At 43.6% G+C, this 17,724-nt stretch carries 23 protein-coding genes; all 23 read left to right on the forward strand.

Annotation, left to right across the window (positions count from 1 at the left end):
* Positions 1–82 precede the first annotated feature (82 nt).
* The 23 genes from FJQ58_RS28530 to FJQ58_RS28640 all read left to right on the forward strand — a co-directional run bounded on the left by FJQ58_RS28530 (position 83) and on the right by FJQ58_RS28640 (position 17,493).
* A complete protein-coding gene (locus FJQ58_RS28530; protein WP_139998676.1) occupies positions 83–307 on the forward strand; it encodes a hypothetical protein in 225 nt (74 codons plus the stop codon).
* Positions 308–340: 33 nt separating this feature from the next.
* Positions 341–898, forward strand: a complete 558-nt coding sequence (locus FJQ58_RS28535; protein ID WP_139998678.1) for an NUDIX hydrolase — start codon at positions 341–343, stop codon at positions 896–898.
* A gap of 78 nt (positions 899–976) precedes the next feature.
* Positions 977–1,726 carry a phosphoribosylformimino-5-aminoimidazole carboxamide ribotide isomerase gene (gene hisA / locus FJQ58_RS28540; protein ID WP_139998680.1) on the forward strand — a complete coding sequence of 250 codons (750 nt, stop codon included), beginning with the start codon at positions 977–979 and terminating at the stop codon, positions 1,724–1,726.
* Between the two features lie 231 nt (positions 1,727–1,957).
* Positions 1,958–2,896, forward strand: a complete 939-nt coding sequence (locus FJQ58_RS28545) for an aminoglycoside phosphotransferase family protein (RefSeq protein WP_238404375.1) — start codon at positions 1,958–1,960, stop codon at positions 2,894–2,896.
* Positions 2,897–2,898: 2 nt separating this feature from the next.
* Positions 2,899–3,321 (forward strand): hypothetical protein, encoded by a 423-nt coding sequence (locus tag FJQ58_RS28550; RefSeq protein ID WP_139998682.1) that lies wholly within the window; start codon positions 2,899–2,901, stop codon positions 3,319–3,321.
* A gap of 207 nt (positions 3,322–3,528) precedes the next feature.
* Entirely contained in the window at positions 3,529–4,191 is a 663-nt protein-coding gene (locus FJQ58_RS28555; RefSeq protein ID WP_139998684.1) for an HAD family hydrolase, read from the forward strand.
* A 13-nt stretch (positions 4,192–4,204) separates the two neighbouring features.
* Positions 4,205–4,711, forward strand: coding sequence for a hypothetical protein (locus FJQ58_RS28560; RefSeq protein ID WP_139998686.1), 507 nt, complete (start codon positions 4,205–4,207; stop codon positions 4,709–4,711).
* Positions 4,712–4,733: 22 nt separating this feature from the next.
* Complete coding sequence (locus FJQ58_RS28565) at positions 4,734–5,129, forward strand: GNAT family N-acetyltransferase (RefSeq protein ID WP_139998688.1); 396 nt, start codon at positions 4,734–4,736, stop codon at positions 5,127–5,129.
* Between the two features lie 27 nt (positions 5,130–5,156).
* Entirely contained in the window at positions 5,157–5,888 is a 732-nt protein-coding gene (locus tag FJQ58_RS28570) for an alpha/beta fold hydrolase (protein ID WP_139998690.1), read from the forward strand.
* Positions 5,889–6,054: 166 nt separating this feature from the next.
* A complete protein-coding gene (locus tag FJQ58_RS28575; RefSeq protein WP_140000181.1) occupies positions 6,055–7,047 on the forward strand; it encodes an ABC transporter substrate-binding protein in 993 nt (330 codons plus the stop codon).
* 166 nt (positions 7,048–7,213) lie between these two features.
* Complete coding sequence (locus FJQ58_RS28580; protein ID WP_202915345.1) at positions 7,214–7,909, forward strand: hypothetical protein; 696 nt, start codon at positions 7,214–7,216, stop codon at positions 7,907–7,909.
* A 22-nt stretch (positions 7,910–7,931) separates the two neighbouring features.
* Positions 7,932–8,732, forward strand: a complete 801-nt coding sequence (locus FJQ58_RS28585; protein ID WP_139998692.1) for an inositol monophosphatase family protein — start codon at positions 7,932–7,934, stop codon at positions 8,730–8,732.
* Positions 8,733–8,760: 28 nt separating this feature from the next.
* Positions 8,761–9,237 (forward strand): SRPBCC family protein, encoded by a 477-nt coding sequence (locus tag FJQ58_RS28590; RefSeq protein ID WP_139998694.1) that lies wholly within the window; start codon positions 8,761–8,763, stop codon positions 9,235–9,237.
* A gap of 51 nt (positions 9,238–9,288) precedes the next feature.
* On the forward strand, positions 9,289–10,020 hold the full coding sequence (locus FJQ58_RS28595) for a ZIP family metal transporter (RefSeq protein ID WP_139998696.1): 732 nt from the start codon (positions 9,289–9,291) through the stop codon (positions 10,018–10,020).
* A 113-nt stretch (positions 10,021–10,133) separates the two neighbouring features.
* Entirely contained in the window at positions 10,134–11,096 is a 963-nt protein-coding gene (locus FJQ58_RS28600; RefSeq protein ID WP_139998698.1) for a nucleoside hydrolase, read from the forward strand.
* 6 nt (positions 11,097–11,102) lie between these two features.
* Positions 11,103–11,615 (forward strand): acyl-CoA thioesterase, encoded by a 513-nt coding sequence (locus FJQ58_RS28605; protein WP_139998700.1) that lies wholly within the window; start codon positions 11,103–11,105, stop codon positions 11,613–11,615.
* 344 nt (positions 11,616–11,959) lie between these two features.
* Complete coding sequence (locus FJQ58_RS28610) at positions 11,960–12,379, forward strand: BlaI/MecI/CopY family transcriptional regulator (RefSeq protein WP_139998702.1); 420 nt, start codon at positions 11,960–11,962, stop codon at positions 12,377–12,379.
* Complete coding sequence (locus FJQ58_RS28615; RefSeq protein ID WP_139998704.1) at positions 12,376–13,233, forward strand: M56 family metallopeptidase; 858 nt, start codon at positions 12,376–12,378, stop codon at positions 13,231–13,233. The genes FJQ58_RS28610 and FJQ58_RS28615 overlap by 4 nt, the downstream gene beginning before the upstream one ends.
* A 55-nt stretch (positions 13,234–13,288) precedes the next feature.
* Entirely contained in the window at positions 13,289–14,023 is a 735-nt protein-coding gene (locus tag FJQ58_RS28620) for a DUF3105 domain-containing protein (protein WP_139998706.1), read from the forward strand.
* Between the two features lie 209 nt (positions 14,024–14,232).
* Positions 14,233–14,613 carry an Asp23/Gls24 family envelope stress response protein gene (locus FJQ58_RS28625; RefSeq protein ID WP_139998708.1) on the forward strand — a complete coding sequence of 127 codons (381 nt, stop codon included), beginning with the start codon at positions 14,233–14,235 and terminating at the stop codon, positions 14,611–14,613.
* Positions 14,613–15,320 carry a response regulator transcription factor gene (locus tag FJQ58_RS28630; protein WP_139998710.1) on the forward strand — a complete coding sequence of 236 codons (708 nt, stop codon included), beginning with the start codon at positions 14,613–14,615 and terminating at the stop codon, positions 15,318–15,320. The genes FJQ58_RS28625 and FJQ58_RS28630 overlap by 1 nt, the downstream gene beginning before the upstream one ends.
* Positions 15,298–16,386 (forward strand): sensor histidine kinase, encoded by a 1,089-nt coding sequence (locus tag FJQ58_RS28635; RefSeq protein ID WP_238404376.1) that lies wholly within the window; start codon positions 15,298–15,300, stop codon positions 16,384–16,386. The genes FJQ58_RS28630 and FJQ58_RS28635 overlap by 23 nt, the downstream gene beginning before the upstream one ends.
* 27 nt (positions 16,387–16,413) lie before the next feature.
* Positions 16,414–17,493 (forward strand): AI-2E family transporter, encoded by a 1,080-nt coding sequence (locus FJQ58_RS28640; RefSeq protein ID WP_139998712.1) that lies wholly within the window; start codon positions 16,414–16,416, stop codon positions 17,491–17,493.
* Positions 17,494–17,724 lie beyond the last annotated feature (231 nt).

The following is a 17,724-nucleotide window of genomic DNA, read 5'->3' on the forward strand; positions in this document are numbered from 1 at the left end:
CACTCATGAAGTTACTCGGCACTAATCGGCTAATGTGTTAAAATATGCCTAAGACCAAACGATGATGAGCGGAGGCCATGAAATGAAAAATAATAAAAACAACCTTCATGAAACGCAGACATCAAGAATGGAATCGGTAAGCTCCTTTCATCCCCTATTTGAGGATGCGCAGCGTATTGAAGGCGGAGGCGTCCCGCAAAAGGTGATCTGGCATACGCTGCCCAAAGGCATTCGGGTCATTGGCTATATTTTTACTGGGCTTGTTGTGGCTATGCTACTTATCGCGCTCAGCACCAATTTTTATTGATTTTTACTTTCATATTTAGGAGATATTTTTAACATGCTAAAGTATAATATTTGTTTTATTAAGCGCGGGGCTGAAATCCTATTGCTCAACCGGGAAAGGTCTAGCTGGATGGGCTGCTGGAACGGCATTGGAGGCAAGCTTGATCCTGAGGAGACGCCCCGCGACTCCATGATTAGAGAAATGGAAGAGGAAACGGGCATTGGGTCTTATTCGTTGAAATTTAAAGGGTTGGTTACGTGGACGGGCGATGACTTTGATTTTGGAGGGATGTATGCCTATGTCGCCGAAGTGCCTGAGAACTTTGAATACGCCACGCCTGTTAGAACGGATGAAGGGATTTTGGATTGGAAAAAGATAAATTGGATCCTGCACGCGGATAATGTCGGCATTGTACCGAATATACCGATCACGCTGCCATATATGCTAAATGAACAGGAATGCTTCAATCATCATTGTATGTATGAGAAGGGGAAGCTGCTAGACATTTATCATGAACGGATATCTCCGGATATTGAAACCGATGAAGTAAGCAGGGAAATATTTTTTCAGAGCTGTATAGCGAAACAACAAGCGAGCATTTGCAGGTTATAGTTGATTTATGAGTGCGGTTTAGGTTATTTTGCATATAAGGATATCCATACATAGAACCTACAGAATAGAGGAATGAAGTTGAAGTTTAGACCTTGTATCGACTTGCATGACGGGAAAGTAAAGCAAATTGTCGGTGAAACGCTGAATGCCGAAATCATTGAAAATTTTGTATCCAAGCAAGATTCTACTTATTATGCTGAGCTGTTCAAAACGGATGCGTTAACAGGCGGACATGTGATTATGCTTGGCGGCGGGAACGAAGCGGCGGCAGTTAGCGCTCTTCAGCAGTATCCTGGAGGGCTGCAAATTGGAGGCGGCATTACCGCTGAGAATGCTTCCTTTTATTTGGAGAAAGGCGCTTCGCATATCATCGTTACGTCCTACATCTTCAAAGATGGTCAGCTTAATACAGATCATCTGGCGAAAATCGTTTCCGAGGTAGGCAAGGAACGACTCGTTATCGATCTTAGCTGCAAAGAAAAGGATGGGAAATGGTTCGTTGTGACGAATCAGTGGAAGCAGTTCAGCAACTTTGAAGTTAATCAGGAAAACATGGCCTATCTTGAGCAGTATAGTGATGAATTTCTGGTCCATGCGGTAGATGTCGAGGGCAAGCAGCGTGGGATCCAGCAAAGTCTTGTCAGCTCACTCGCGGAGTGGGTCCATATTCCGACCACGTATGCCGGCGGTGCCAGATCCATTGCGGATATGGATCAATTTCGTGAGTTGTCCGGAGGCAAGCTTGATATAACGATCGGCAGTGCCCTGGATATCTTTGGCGGCAATTTACCTTATGATGAAGTTGTGGCATACAGCAAGAGACAATAGACGATTTGTCTGTCTGACTTGGACGTAAATGAACGAATCGTAAAGAAGATGGCTGACCATAGGTTGGCCGTTTTTCATTTTATGCGTGGTGTCGGTGCAAGGAGGAGCCGCTTGACCCGACATATTGAACCACTTATACTTTTTGAAAAAGACGAAGAGCAAAAAACATGAATTAAAAATGGTGTCTCCTTTTATAGGCGGTAGGACTTTAGATACGGAAGGCGGCGAGGGATGAGCAATTCAATGAAAGCTGAGCTTTTTTTACGGGAAATGGAGTTTCTCCAAGGTAGGAGTCGGATCGAAAAGATCAATAAAGGCTATTCCAATGACCTGAAGTTTATTGTTGAGAAGAATGGCGTGCTCTACTTGTTAAAAGCCTTTGCACTGGAGGAGTTAACTACCAAGCAAGCCGAATATGACGCAATATGCCAGATGCAGAAGTTCGATGTTAGATGCTCCAAACCGATAACGATCGGCGTGCTGCCTCAAGAAAATTTAGGTTATATGGTATTAACCTATGTTGAGGGTGAGGAAGCAACGGATGCACTCCCTACGTATTCACCTGACATACAGTATACGATTGGTTTGGAAGCGGGAGCAGAGCTGGCTAAAATGCACAGCTGGCATGCACCTGCGGCTAGCGAATCGTGGCATGACCGCAAGCTCGCAAAGCATATGCGCTATATGGACGAGTATTCAAACCTGCCAAGCGAGCATCGGATAAAGGACGAAAAGCGATTTCTGGCTTTTATTGACCGTCATTTGCATCTGATGAAAGGGAGGCCGAACGTTTTTCAGCATGATGATTTTCACGTAGGCAACTTAATTATCAAGCAAGGCGAGTTTGCCGGCGTTATCGATTTTAACCGAATGGATTGGGGCGATCCTGTTCATGATTTTTTGAAGGCAGGCATGTTCAGTTCTGAAGTAAGCATCCCCTTTACGATAGGCCAAATCAAGGGCTATCATGGCAATCGGGAACCTGATGAAATGTTTTGGACGCTCTATTCTTTGTATTTGGCGATGAGTATCGTTTCGTCTGTGGTTTGGATTTTGAAGGTTAAGCCTGAAGAGCTTGGAATCATGAGATCCAAGCTTGAGCGAGTGCTGGAGGAGCATGATCATTTTCAATCAACGATTCCAAGTTGGTATTTGAAGGAGCAATTATAATTATGAGAACGGATCATTATAAGCTGATGTACGATTTTGTGAGCTGGGCAGGCGAGCAATCCCATATTGCAGGCATAGCGCTTGTAGGTCCCTGTGCAGACGATGAGAATGAGGAAGCGGGAGAGCTTACCTTCCTGCTTCTTTCGGATAAAAAATCTAAAACGATTGATGCCATCCTACATCAGTTTCATTTTGAGGAAATGGAGCAAGTGACCAAAGAAGACCGGGGATCGTTGGTTACGATACGAATCAGTTATGCTAGCGGTTTGGAAGTTGAGTTTGGCGTGGCTGATGAAGCTTGGCTGCAAGTGCCAATCGAGCAAGCGGCAGGTGATGCCTTTATGCAAGGCTTCAAAGTCATTTGGGAACGGGAAGCGCTGTTCGAAGAAATTGGGAGATATATTGAAAGACGCTTACTTGAATAATCGGAAGACAATTCTAATGGAAGCTTTTCAGTCAGAATAGGCGTGAATTATACTCAGCTAAGGTGAAGGATCTTCAAACTGCCATTCGTATGGGGTTGAAGGTTCTTTTTGTTACGTTCAACGATATATAGGAAAGCTTGTTGAAATATGGACTATCCCATAGAAATAATTAGATGTATAATCATGGAAATAAAGGGAGGGGATGCGATGAAGGAGATCCGAGCGGTTATTTTTGATTTAGACAATACGATTATTGACCGGACAAATTCATTTCAGTCATTTGCTGCTTCCATGCTGGAGCATTATTTTAATCATGAAGCGGATCATTCCCAAATGCTTAACCATGTGATGGAGTTAGACCAGGATGGCTATAAGGACAAGCGGGAGCTGTTCGATGAGCTTCTTGTCAGCCTGCCATGGCTGAACAAGCCTAAGCAAGCCGAGTTGATGAGGTATTATCATGAGCACTATGCAAAAAACGCGGTCCTCATGGAAAACGCACGAGCAGTCATTGGCTACATACGTGGCAAATACAAGACAGCAGTGATTACCAATGGAAGAAACGCAATTCAGTATGGGAAATTGGATCATTTAGAACTTCGGGCGGCATTTGATTTTATCATCGTTTCGGAGGAAGCGGGCTATAAGAAGCCAGATCTTCGGATCTTTGAAGCTGCCTGCACAGGATTGAAGCTGTATCCACACCAATGCCTTTACGTAGGCGATCATCCGGTAAACGATATCGAGGGCGCTTGGCGTGCGGGCATGTCTACGATATGGGTAAAGGTAAATCAGCCGTGGCGCGAGGAGCTAGAAGCAAAGCCTCTGCATACGATTAACAGGTTCGACGAATTAAGGCATATTCTTTGAAAAGGAGGAAAATATGAAGGTTACCTTGCAAAAAAATGATATTGCTAGCAAGCAGCTTTCCTGGTTATGTGTAAAGCCCATTTTGGAAGAGGTAAGAGGCAAGGATGCAGCCGTCAAAACAGATGCTTACAACCGGTTGAATGATGCCCAAAAGGCGCTATATCTCTTTTATGCTTTCCATAACCATACGAAAACGTTAGCCGAGTTTTATTGGTTTGCCTCTTATTTTGTAAGTGAGCTGAAGGGCTGGCGAGAGCTGACTAAGGGACTGCTATTTTACGGAGAAGAGCATTTGGTCCTTATTTGCAATGAAATGGAGCAGCTGGTTACCGCGCACAACAAGCAAGCTGACGGAGCTTGGCGTCAGGCGCTTGCGTCGGATTTAGACCACAACAAAGAGTTGCTCGGACATGTGACAAGGCTGTATGAGCAATACCAGCCAGCAGCAGAGAAAAGCATTCAGCGAATGAACGAATATATAAATAACCATAGTGAGCAATTTTACCATTTGAATGATTAAGAAAGAGGGGAAGATTCCGAACATGATCCGATATCAAAATAATAAAGAACTAACTGCGGAAGATCTATCCAAGGTATTCGAAAGCTCGGGGATTAAACGTCCTTTTCAGGATCTGGATCGGCTGCAAAAAATGATTGAACATGCGGATATTATCATAAGCGCTTGGGATGGGGAAGCGTTAGTGGGCGTGGCCCGCGCGGTGACGGATTATTCTTATTGCTGCTACCTCTCAGATCTTGCGGTTAGCAAACCATACCAAAAGCTCGGGATCGGCAAGCAACTTGTTGAACGATTAAGAGAAGTGCTTGGAGCAGAGGTATCGCTTGTACTTCTCTCCGCGCCATCGGCTATGGAGTATTATCCGCGTATTGGCTTTACTCAAACCGATAAAGGCTTTGTCATAGCTAGGGAAAGATAAAATGAGTGTGCTACAGGGAAGTAGAGGATGAAGATGGAATCATACTGGGCTGTCAATCAGGATATAAACATTCATTACATAGACACAAAATCTTTAGCTGATTTGAGTTTAACGCCGCTTATCATTTGTCCGGGATTGTCGGAAACGGCAGAAGAATACGAGGATCTATTATTATTTCTTCTGCCTAGAAGAGCGATTGTGTTATCCTTTCGCGGACGTGGCAGCAGCGATACTCCAATGAGAGGGTATGATCTTAAGGAGCATATAACGGACATTTCTGCGGTAGTCGAACATTCCAAGCTGGAGCGTTTCCATCTCATGGGGAACTCTCGCGGTGTATCCTATGCGCTTGGATATGCTCAAACCAACGAGGAACGTCTTGATTCCCTGATTGTGGAGGATTATCCGGCGGAACATAAGCAAATGCCGACCGGGTGGGCGGCTGATTACTTATCCAATTATATCATTCCTACGAATCGGACTGCGAATATACGAGTTGAAGCTGTAGAAGGTATCCAGCGAGAGTCATCCGCTGTTTTTTTTAACGCGAATCTCATGCTACCCGTTTTGGTCATGCGAGGTTTGCTTGAAGGCTCTTTAATCAACGATCAGGATCTTTGTCAATATACAAGCTTAATGCCTAACGTAACGATTGCATCATTCGAACAATCCGCACACAATATTCGCTATAAGGAACAAGGTAAGCTTTATCAAACCATTAGTCAGTTTCTGGCTCAAATTGACCAGGAAAAAGGTTAAGAGGATAGGGCATTACTATGGTAGCGCTTCCCTTTAAAGGATAAGATAAAAGGCTAAAAACCCAGTTGACATTGAAAATGATAATTGTTATCATTAGGTGACTTTTGGGGTGACATGCTTTCACTTCAATCCAATATCTTGTTCTACAGGGGGAACTACCGTGAATATCCGCAACAACAAAAAATTTATGTTCGTATTAGTAAGCTTGATGGTCATGTCCTTATGGCTGGCAGCTTGCGGAAACAATAAGACGAACAACGAGACGAACAGTGCTGCAACAAACGAAGCTGCTACGAATGCACCTGCGGCTACTGATGCGCCTACGGAAAGAACATTAACGGATGAGCTTGGCCATGAAGTTACCATACCTGCCAATCCACAACGCATTGTAGCATCCTATTTAGAGGATCATTTGGTTGCTTTGGGCATAAAACCTGTTGCGCAGTGGTCGGTGCCTAACGGCATTCAGGACTACCTGAGCGCGGATCTTGAAGGCATTCCTACCATTGCTTACGATCTTCCTTTTGAAGCGATGACGAGCTTTGAACCTGACCTTATCCTAATGGCATACGACGGCAATGTTGAAGGCGAGAAGTTTGACCAATATACAAAGATCGCTCCAACCTTTACGATTGGAGACAAGCTGACGGCAGATTGGCGCGGAGCTTTGCTGAAAATTGGTGAGGTTGTCGGCAAAAGCGAAGAAGCTCAAAAAGTGCTAGACACTTACGATGCTAAAGCAAAAGAAGCTAAAGAGAAATTGCAAGCCGCAGCGGCAGGCCAATCAGCGGCAGCGCTTTGGTTTGTCCAAGGCAACTTCTATATCGTAAGCGACCAGCTCTCAAGTGGCGACTTGCTTTACAACCAGCTTGGTTTAACTGTACCAGCAGTTGTTAAAGAAATTTCCGCTACGGGCACGGGCAACTGGAATGCGATTCCGCTTGAGAAGCTAGCGGAGCTTGATGCAGAACATATTTTCTTAATTAATAGCGGTACGGAAACAGATTCACAAGCGCTGAGCGATCCGATTTGGAAAAACATCCCCGCTGTGAAAAACGGCAAGGTATATGAATATCCAAGCACATCCAGCTGGCTGTATGCAGGTACAATAGCATATTCCCAAGTGATCGACGATGTATTGGAAAGCATTGTGAAATAAGAGCGTTAGTAGCTAAAAGGACTGTAGTTACAGGCAATTATTGCTGTGACTGCAGTCCTTTTTTTGTATGTCCAGCCTTTATTACCACTCTATATCCATGTATAATCGTGGAAGCAAGTATGCTGGTGTGAGTGTTATACGTTGAAGTAAAAAGGAGCCTGATTAAATGGGATTCTCATCGCTGCTTTTAAATAAGCTTTTTGTTGGCATGCCGCCGATAGCGATTGACCATCAGGAGAAAGAAGCCTATGAACGGCTTATTCAACATACGGATATCCGTGCTGGAGTCGCTAGCATTATTTATGATTGTCCATATCCGAAGCATCGCTTTGTTGCGTATATGGCTGAGCAGAAAGGTATGCTCGTTCATGGCTCTAACAATCAAGCGATCACAAATTTCGAGACGAGGCGGCAAACGTTATATAACGGAAAATATGTAAATGCTGTATTTGCAACGAAGGATGCGATTTGGCCGATTTTTTATGCTGTATTCAATCGTTCTAAGCTGGTTGGAAACTTTCGAAACGGTTGCTTGCGCATCAAAGCTCATCCATACCGATATTATTTTTTCTCGTTGACAGAGCAAACGTTTAGCAACACTCCCTGGACAAGCGGAACTGTCTATTTTTTGCCGCAGCAATCCTTTGTTAGAGCAAGCAGCGCTTCCGTCTACTTCGATGAATGGGTAAGCGAACAAGAAGTATCTCCGCTTTTCAAAATGGAGGTAGGTTTAGAGGATTTTCCGTTAGTTTCCATGGTTACAAGCCACGTTAGCGAAGAATCCATTCTGAAAACGTGGCTCCTGTATAAACGTAGATTGCGAGGAAAACTTTCGGCAATTTCGAATGGAAACAGACTTTAACCTAAAGTTGGGAGGATATCATATGAATCAAATAACTAGACAAATCGCGATGGAAACGGCCATTGCGGCTGCCTACGAAGCGGGTCGGCTAACCCGGGAACGATTTGCTACGCTGGATCACTTTGAAGAAAAGGATGACCATGGGGATATTGTAACGGAAGTGGATTATTTGGCAGAGAGCCTTATCCTTAATAAGATCAGGCGGATATTCCCCACCCACCAGATTCGATCTGAGGAGGCAGGCGAGAACGGGCTTCTGAGCGATTGGCTGTGGTTGGTCGATCCGCTAGACGGTACTAACAATTTTGCAGTGGGACTCCCTCTCTTTGGCATATCGATTACGCTGGCCTATAAATATGAGCCTGTACTCGCGGTTATTTATGAGCCGATGACAGATCGATTATATGTTTCAAGCAAGGGCGAGGGAATGACGTGCAATGCACTTCCACTTAAGCAGCGTGAAGTGAAGAGCTTAACTAAAGCAAGAGTCGGCTGGATACAAGGACATGCTGTGCAAAATGAGCAGAGAGCCGTTAAGCTCAGAAACTACGTAGATGTCCATACGAAGCGGATGATGCGTCTATGGGCGCCAACGCTGCAGTGGACGATGCTCGCTAGAGGCGATTTGGATGCCATAATCGTTTATAATTCAGAAGGAGAGGATCTATACTCCGGTATTTTAATGATGCAGGAAGCGGGAGGGATCGTGATTGACTATAACGGTCGGCCGTTTAAAGGGATGATGGAACAGCCTTATTTAATTGCGTGCCGGCCGGAGCATCAGTCTTATTTTATGAACATGGTTAAAGAAGGTTTGGCATAACGCATAACAGAGAAGAGCGGTGAAAGGCTTGGCAGAGGTTAAAACTCAAATCTTTATACAAGCGCCGATTGAGTATTGCTTTGATCTGGCGCGAGATATTGATGTACATACGAAAACGGTGTGGAAGCATACTCGTGAGCGAGCAGTAGCTGGTGTGACGTCAGGTCGCATTCAAGGTGGAGAGCTGGTTACGTTTGAAGCTACGCATTTTGGGGTTAGGCAGCGGCTTACTTCAAAAATTACCGAGTATAACGCACCCTATTTATTTGTTGACGAAACCCAAAAAGGCGCGTTCAAGAGCTTAGAGCATATTCACTTGTTTGAACAGCAGGGCGAGGGTACCTTAATGAAAGATATACTTAGATTCGAAGCGCCGCTTGGGGTCCTTGGCTGGATCGCTGAGCGGCTGGTGCTCAAAGCTTATATGACTAAATTTTTGGAGCATCGGAACGAGCAGTTGAAACAATTGGCGGAACAAGGCTTGCCGGATGCATTTAGGGGTTAACGTGCAAAATAAGGAATAAATAGAAACTTCAAGTGAATAAGGAGAGAACGTATGGCCGAAGCGCTAATTGGAAGCTTTATTTCAGCAATGGCGACAGTGCTTGGCGCGATCCCACTGCTGTTTGTCAAAAGCCTCTCTGAGAAATGGAAGGATATCCTCATTGCCTTTACGGCAGGCATTATGGTTTCTGCCTCTACCTTTGGATTGCTGCCGCAGGCGCTCAATGAATCGGGTTTGATACCTTTGACCTTAGGGCTGCTTATTGGAGTAATTGCGCTGGATCTCATTGAAAAAAATATTCCCCATATCGACATTGAGCAAAAAAGAGGCATCAGCTCATTTGACAACAAGTCTCTGCTCGTCATTTTTGCATTGTTCATCCATAACATCCCTGAGGGATTAAGCACCGGTTTTAGTTATGCCAGTACAAATGGAGGACTTGGACCGATGGTGGCGATTGCCATTGGCGCGCAAAATATGCCGGAAGGACTTGTGCTTGCGATTTTTCTAATCCACTCCAAAGTTAGCAAGCTAAAGCTGATGCTCATTGTTACGTTAACCGGATTAATGGAAGTTGTGTCTGCGATTGTCGGTTATTTTGCTGCTAGCTATGTGGAAGGGCTTATAGGTTATGGACTTGCTTTTGCCTCGGGAGCAATGTTGTTTATTGTGTATAAGGAGCTTATACCGGAAACGCATGGCCATGGATTCGAGCGATCAGCGACGTATTCCTTCATCATTGGTTTGCTGGTCATGATTTACATCAGCCATTTCTTTGGTTAATGTTTACAAAATAGTGTTGAATTTTCAGCGGAAAGCATAATTCTTCAATTACGGCTTGGAATTAACCTGCTCTTTCGTTTACAATGAACGATAGCAAAGGGAGGAATTATGACATGATGGAAAAAAACAGGCTTTTGCTTGATGTAGATACGGGAATTGATGACGCTCTAGCGATTTTATATGCGTTGCTTTCACCCGAGATTAGGGTAGAGGGCATTACCACCGGTTTCGGCAATACGGATGTGGACCAAGCGACGGAAAATACGCTGCGAGTTATTCAGGTCGCGAACTGCGGCTATGAAGTGCCTGTAGCGAAAGGGGCAGCGGGTCCGCTTAAACGGGTATTCCCGGGAGGAGTACCTCATATTCATGGCAATAATGGAATCGGCGACGCGGAGCTGCCATCGTCCAAGCAGCAGCCCCTTGAAGAAACAGCAGCCGAGTTTATCGTTCGCAAAGTAAACGAAAGCCCAGGTGAGCTCATTTTGGTTACCGTTGGCAGGCAAACGAATTTGGCGCTCGCTCTGCAGCTAGATCCATCGATTGTTACGAAATTCAAGAAGGTTGTCGTTATGGGCGGCGCAGTATTCGTGCCAGGCAATATCACGCCGGTAAGTGAAGCGAATTTGTATGGTGATCCAGAGGCCGCTGCAATCGTCTTTGAATCCGAGCTGCCGCTTGTGATCGTCGGTCTGGATGTGACGCAGCAAACACGTTTAACCAAGCACCATATGGCTCATTTGGCTCGTGAGGTCGCTGAAGATAAACGCGACGTGTTAGCCTTCGTCGAAGCATCGCTAGAGCGCTATTTCGATTTTTATGCGTTTTCTAACGGATTTGACGGTGAATGCTCGATGCATGATCCATTAGCGGTTATCGTAGCTATTCATCCGTCACTGGTCAAGACGCAAATGCTAAATGCCGTCATAGATTGTGGTGCCGGTTATACGGCTGGCATGGTCATTACGGATCGCAGAGTACGCTCACTTGTTGGAAGACCTGTGGAGTTCTGCTTAGAAGTTGATTCGGCAAAAGCGATTGAGGAATTATTATCTGTATTTACCAAAGGGGAATAATAAACGATGGAACAACGGTATTCACGCGAATCCAAGTGTTACAAAACAGCAAGGGTATTTCCGCCGGATGTAAACAATCATAATACGCTGTTTGGCGGAAAATTAATGGCCTATATCGATGATATTGCTTCGATCGCTGCGACCAAGCATTGCCGGCGTTCCGTTGTTACGGCATCTACTGATTCCGTGGATTTTCTTCATCCCATCAGGCCTTCGGATTCCGTTTGCTTAGAATCCTTCGTCACTTGGACGGGTCGTACCTCTGTAGAAGTTTTTGTTAAGGTCATCAAGGAAGACTTGCTTAGCGGTGAACGCAGGGTTGCTGCGACTTCCTTCTTAACTTTTGTGGCATTGGATGAGAATCGCAAACCTGTGCCAGTACCAAACGTAGTTCCGGAGACGGAAGAGGAGCTTAAGCTTTATGAAACTGCGCCGCATCGTGCGGAAATGCGCAAGATCAGAAGAGATGAAAGTAAAAAATTCGCCGGTTTTCTCACCGTGAAGCATCCTTGGGACTAATTCCATTGATCATCGACATGAAAATGAAGCGGGAAATCGCTAATTTAGCCAATTTTGTTAAAAAAAATGCCCAAAATACTCCATGGGAATATTTGTTCTCGTTCGTTTGAGGCCGGACTTAGCCAATATGGTTCCTTTATTCGTTTTTGACTTCATTCCGCATGAAAAAGAGAGATTTTTATGGAAATGGCCAAAATACGAATAGAGAACAAATGTTCGCATTGCAGGAAAGCCCCTTAAAAGGGGCTTTTTTGATGTGTTGAATGGGTTAAACTACTCCACGATTTCATTCTCTTGAAATGAAGTGTTCGCTGCACTATAATATGTAGTGGAAGGAGAGACCTATGGAAATTAAAAATTTTAAATACGGCGAAGTAGGGTTGAATCGCTTCTTCGGTTCACTTGAAGCTAAGATTATGGACATCTTATGGGAAGTCGATGAACTTAGTATTAAAGAGGTACAATTGCGGTTAGAGAAGGACAAGCCGATCAATTTCAATACGGTCATGACCGTTATGAACCGTTTGTTAGATAAAGGCGTTTTGCAAAAAAGACTGAAGGGGCGGCTTTCATTGTTCCGCCCAGTTGAATCAAAGGAAACCTTTATTGAGCAGCAGTCCAAGCTGTTGACGGAAAATTTGTTGGATGAATTCGGCGGTGTAGTGATTAATCACATGATTGACGCGCTGAAGGATGTTGACCAATCTTTGCTTGAGAGATTGGAGCACAAAATCCAGCAATTGAAGAAGGATAAGCCTTCATGAGACTTCGGAAAAAATCTACCGTCGTCCTCACTCTAAGCTTGTTGATTGCTGTTATGGTATGGAGCCAGATGGGCATGTACCTCGCTCATCTCTTGTTTGGCGTTAACGTGAAGGTAAACTTCTTCCGCTTTTGCATCAGCTTGTTTAAAGAAAATACGCTTTATTATTTTTTAGTTATTACTTTTTTAAATTCATTGATTGCCTATGCCATTTTAATTTCGATGATCAAAATAACGCAGCAATTTTTTCTTTCGAGAAGATTTAAAGCCAGATTGATGTCAATCAGAAATATTAGCTTAACCGCTTCGGTGTTCCAAGACTTTCAACCGCAAAATCAAAATATTATCGTGATCGACCATGAGCGGGCTATGGCCTTTACCGCTGGCTTCCGGCGGCCGCTTATCGTGATTTCGAGTGGTTTAATGAACATGCTTGATCATATGGAGCTGCGGGCGGTCATTGAGCATGAGTCATTCCATCAACAAAAATTCGATGCTTTGAAAATTTTTGTGCTGCAAATTATCTCGCAATCGCTATGGTTCGTTCCCGTTACCAAATGGAGCTATAGCAGCTATAAGCTGCTAAGTGAGCTGCTAGCCGATCAATATGCCGTACAAAAGACTGGCAGTGAGCTTGGACTTGGAAGCGCATTGTTGAAGTTGATCAAGAAAGGCTTTAGCGATAATCCGACGCCTGTGTTGGTACATTTTAACGATGGCGTTGTAAATTATAGACTGCAGCAGCTTGTAGATCCAGATCAAGTGATGCCTGTACGGCTAGGCTTGATTACTATAGTGATTTCCGTTCACGTCCTGCTTTTGTTTATGGGTATGGTCTTGCTCGCTATCACTTAGTTTTTTTAAGAAAAAGCACTACGGAATGTAGTGCGACGAAGGGGCAGATATCGGAATGGAAGAACACTTGCTATTGCACGAACAAACGGGGTCTACGTATTTTTTATTGTACACAGCAGCAGTCATTTTATTATTGGCAGTCTTGGGATACTGGTACGCTTCAAAGTGGAATAAGGAAAATACGAGCCGTTTAAAAAAAGAAGAGAAAGCAGCTTTGAGAAAGAAAACGAAAAAAATGCGTTTAGCGGCTCATCTATTCTTGAGTTTATCCATCATCGTAGTTATTGTTCACTTTGCAATAGATATGGGCAAAGCCTACAATATCGATACTTTAAATCTTAAGGCAGAGATAGAGGTCAACGACGATCAGAACTATGGAGCAGAGCACTCCGACGATCCTGTTGAATATGAGATGAAAATTCCAACTTCAGGAACGCATAGCCCGCATGACATTCAATTTGGTTTTTACAAAGAAAAACCTCGTAATGAGTTGTTGGTTCACAATATGGAGCATGGGGATATTATTATCCATTATCCTAAGGATGCCAAACCCGAAATTATCGAACAGCTTAATTATTTCGTTAATTTTAGAGAAGCGGGAGCGGGCGTATTGGCGGTCCCTGACGAGAATATTCCAGAAGGCAAAGCCGTTGTTGTAACCGCATGGACCAAAACGATGGAGCTGGATGAATACGACGAGCAGAAGGTAGCGACGTTTATTTATACGTATATTAACAAAGGGCCTGAGAAGATACCTGCTCAAATTCGTCGCGGCGGCGGGACCATGTAAGCAGATCATAAGAACATATTCGAAAGAACCGGGACTGCCTTGCTGCAGCTCGGTTCTTTTTTATAGCGCTTCGCAAAATTTTTATTGCGTCTATAACCCTCAAAGAGTGTACTTTCCTCAAAAGTTTAGCTAATCTTTAGGTTACGCTTATGTAATTTTTAATGTGAAATTATATACTTATACTATCAGCCAAGATAGGAGTGAGTATAATGAATGAGCAAGTATTAGCAGGTCAAGTTCAAATATCAGAGGCTGTGGTCTCTAAAATAGCAGGTCATGCAGCACTTATCAAAAGCGATGTCGCCGTATTAGTCGGCAGCATCTCAGAAGGAATAGCGAAACGTCTCGGCGGTAAAAATATTCCCAAAGGTGTATCTGTTTCCATGGATGAACATAAGACGGCGATTGAATTGCGGGTTATTATCGCTTACGGGTCCGATATTCGCCGCGTTTGCCGAGAACTGCAACATCATGTTCATGAAGCGGTAGAGATGATGACAGGCAAATCCTTTATTGAGGTTCATGTTAAGGTGGAAGGGGTTTCGTTCAAAGGAGCATCGAAAGAAAACGTTGTACATAAGGAGATATGATGAGGTATACCATACTAATTGCTGATGACGAACCTGAAATCATGGAATTGCTTCAACTTTATTTAGAAAATGACTATGCCATTCTGCAAGCCAAAGATGGCATTGAAGCGCTGGAGCTTGTCCAAAAAGAGAAGATTGATTTGGCTATCCTTGATATTATGATGCCTGGTCTGGATGGGCGCAGCCTATTGAAAAAAATTAGGGAAACCCGAACGTTTCCTGTATTATTTTTATCCGCTAAGAGCCAGTATCATGACAAAATACTCGGACTAGGTTTAGGGGCTGACGATTATATGTCTAAGCCGTTTAACCCGCTTGAGGTTGTTGCCCGCGTACAAGCGCTGCTGCGGAGAGTGTATCACTTTGATGCTGCTGATACGAGCTCTAGCCAGAGCAACGTTTGCAAAGTTGGAGAACTCAAGCTTGATCGAATCCGCTGCTCTCTTTTCCATGGGGAGGAGCCTATTTCTTTAACATCAACCGAATATAAAATTATCGATTTATTAATGAAGGAGCCAGGTCGTGTCTTTACCCGCAAAAAAATTTATGAGTCAGTCTGGGATGACTATTACGTTCATGAGGATAGCGCCATTATGATGCATATTAGCAATTTACGCGAGAAAATTGAACGGGACCCGAAGCAGCCCGTCTATATTAAAACGATTAGAGGGTTGGGATATAAAATTGAAGCGCCAAGGGAAGAGTAGTAAAAACAGGAAACTGCGTACTTCGCTCATTTACGACTTCTTATGGTTCAACATCCTTTTGCTTCTTTTGCTTGGTACCATGATCGTTATCGGAATTATCGATTTCAGCCATCGAGCCGACCCGGCTGCTGTTAATAATAGCAGCTTGGTTTATGTTATGATCTGGGTAGCGCTGATGGCTGTTCTTATTTTTGTATACAGCTATTGGGTCGCCAGGCGAATCAACAAGCCACTGCAGCAAATTTCTATTGGATTAAAGGAAATGATTGAGGGAGATTACAGTACGCGAATTGCGTTAGAAGGGGAAAAGGAATTCGTACAAATACGCGACACCTTTAATTATATGGCAGGCATTATTGAAAAAACGGCAGCGGAAAAACAATATGCAGAAGACAGCAAACAACGGCTAATCGTTGATCTTTCCCATGATTTGAAAACGCCGATCACGAGCATACAGGGCTATGCACAGGCTTTGTATGAAGGAAGAGTAGAGGACGATGAGCGGCAAAAAAAATATTTAAGCTATATTTATTACAAATCAGAGCAAGTGACCAAGCTCATACATAATATGCTGGATCTGCTCAAAACAGATTCTCCCGATTTTCGAATGAAATTAGAGCGCAATGAAATCGGAGATTTCCTGCGTGAGGTAGTGGCGGATTTGTATGGCGATATCGAAAAAAAGGATTTTGTGCTGCAATTGAACATAGCAGAGGAAAATGTGTATGCCGTATACGATATCGATTTGCTGTCCAGCGTGATTCGTAATCTGATTGCCAATGCACTAACCTATAACCCGACACGCACCCACTTGAGGGTAGAGCTAATTCCGCAAGCAGAACATGTAATTATTGAAATCGCAGATACGGGCATAGGCATTCCAAAGCAGCTGTGGGGCAACATATTTGAACCGTTCGTACGCGGTGATGAAGCGAGAGCCGGCGAAGCAGGGACAGGCCTCGGACTATCCATTGCAAGAAAAAACACAGAAAAAATGGGGGGCATGCTAAAGCTTCGCGAACAGGCCGGGGAGCCGACCGTTTTTTCCATCCATCTGCAAAAATAATACTAAAAAGGTCAAGGAGAGACTTGTATGCTTTCATTAAATCGTTTTATTCGCTGGTGTTTGGCCATTATGCTCGTACTAGCAAGTGTTTATTTGGCCTCGCTCGTTGATTTTATATTTAAACCCATTCTTTCACTGGTCAATATTGTGATGATTCCGCTTATTTTGTCGTTTTTCGCTTATTATATGCTTCGTCCGATCGTGGATTGGATGGTACGCAAGAAGACTAACCGTACGGTGGCAATTTTAGTGATCTATCTCGTCATCGCCTTGATCGGAGTTGTCTTTCTTACCGGCGTGTGGCCCTCTTTGCGTGAGCAAATCAATAATTTGTTGAAGAATGGACCGAGCATCCTTTCAGAATTAAATTTTCAACTGCAGGAGTTAGAGAAAAATGAATTTCTCTCTGCGTATATCCCCGCTGATTTCTCTATCGTTACACAGGTTACAGATTTCTTAAGCCATGGTTTTGCATTTCTAACGGAATACATCAAAGGACTATTTTCATTCATTTCGAATATGGCGATTACCTTGTTTGTATTTCCAATCATCTTATTCTATATGTTAAAAGAAGGCGGCAATTTTGGAAAAGTGCTCGTTCGGGCGCTTCCAAAACGATTCCGTGCGGAAGGGGAAGAGATTACGGGTGAGGTTGATAAAGTATTAAGCGGCTTTATCCTCGGGCGAGTGCTCGTTAATCTTGCGCTTGGAGTACTCATGTACATCGGCTTTCTGATTATTGGACTGCCTTATGCGCTGCTGTTAACCGTAGTAGCTGTGATTATGAACTTTATACCTTTTTTTGGAGCTATATTGTCCGCTGTTCCCATCGTTATTATCGGTTTCATTGAATCGCCTTCAGTTGCAATATGGTCGATCATTATTATTTTATTGGCACAGCAAATTCAAGATAATGTGATTGCTCCTTATGTTTTTGGAAAACAGCTCAATATCCATCCGCTTACTACGATATTACTTGTATTAGTAGGGGGCGATATTTTCGGCATCATTGGGATCATTATCATTATCCCTGTATACATGATCGTGAAAATCGTGGGGGTAAAGGTTTACGAATTGTTCTTCAAACATTCATGGGAAAATATTTAAAATCGCACATCGCATATCATAATAAGAAGGAGTTTGCTGTGATTGCAAATTCCTTTTTTTATAAAAGTTGACAATTTAATTATAAGTGTTAATATATACCATCTACAGTCGAATCATAAATCTGTTAATTATACGAACATTTGAAGAAATACCAAGTTCTATGGATCCGCGGTTTCCGGCATTTTATACTCTTATTGCAGATTAAGAGGAGGTAAAAATGAACTCCAAAAA

This window comes from Paenibacillus paridis, assembly GCF_006345825.1.
GTDB lineage: Bacteria > Bacillota > Bacilli > Paenibacillales > Paenibacillaceae > Pristimantibacillus > Pristimantibacillus paridis.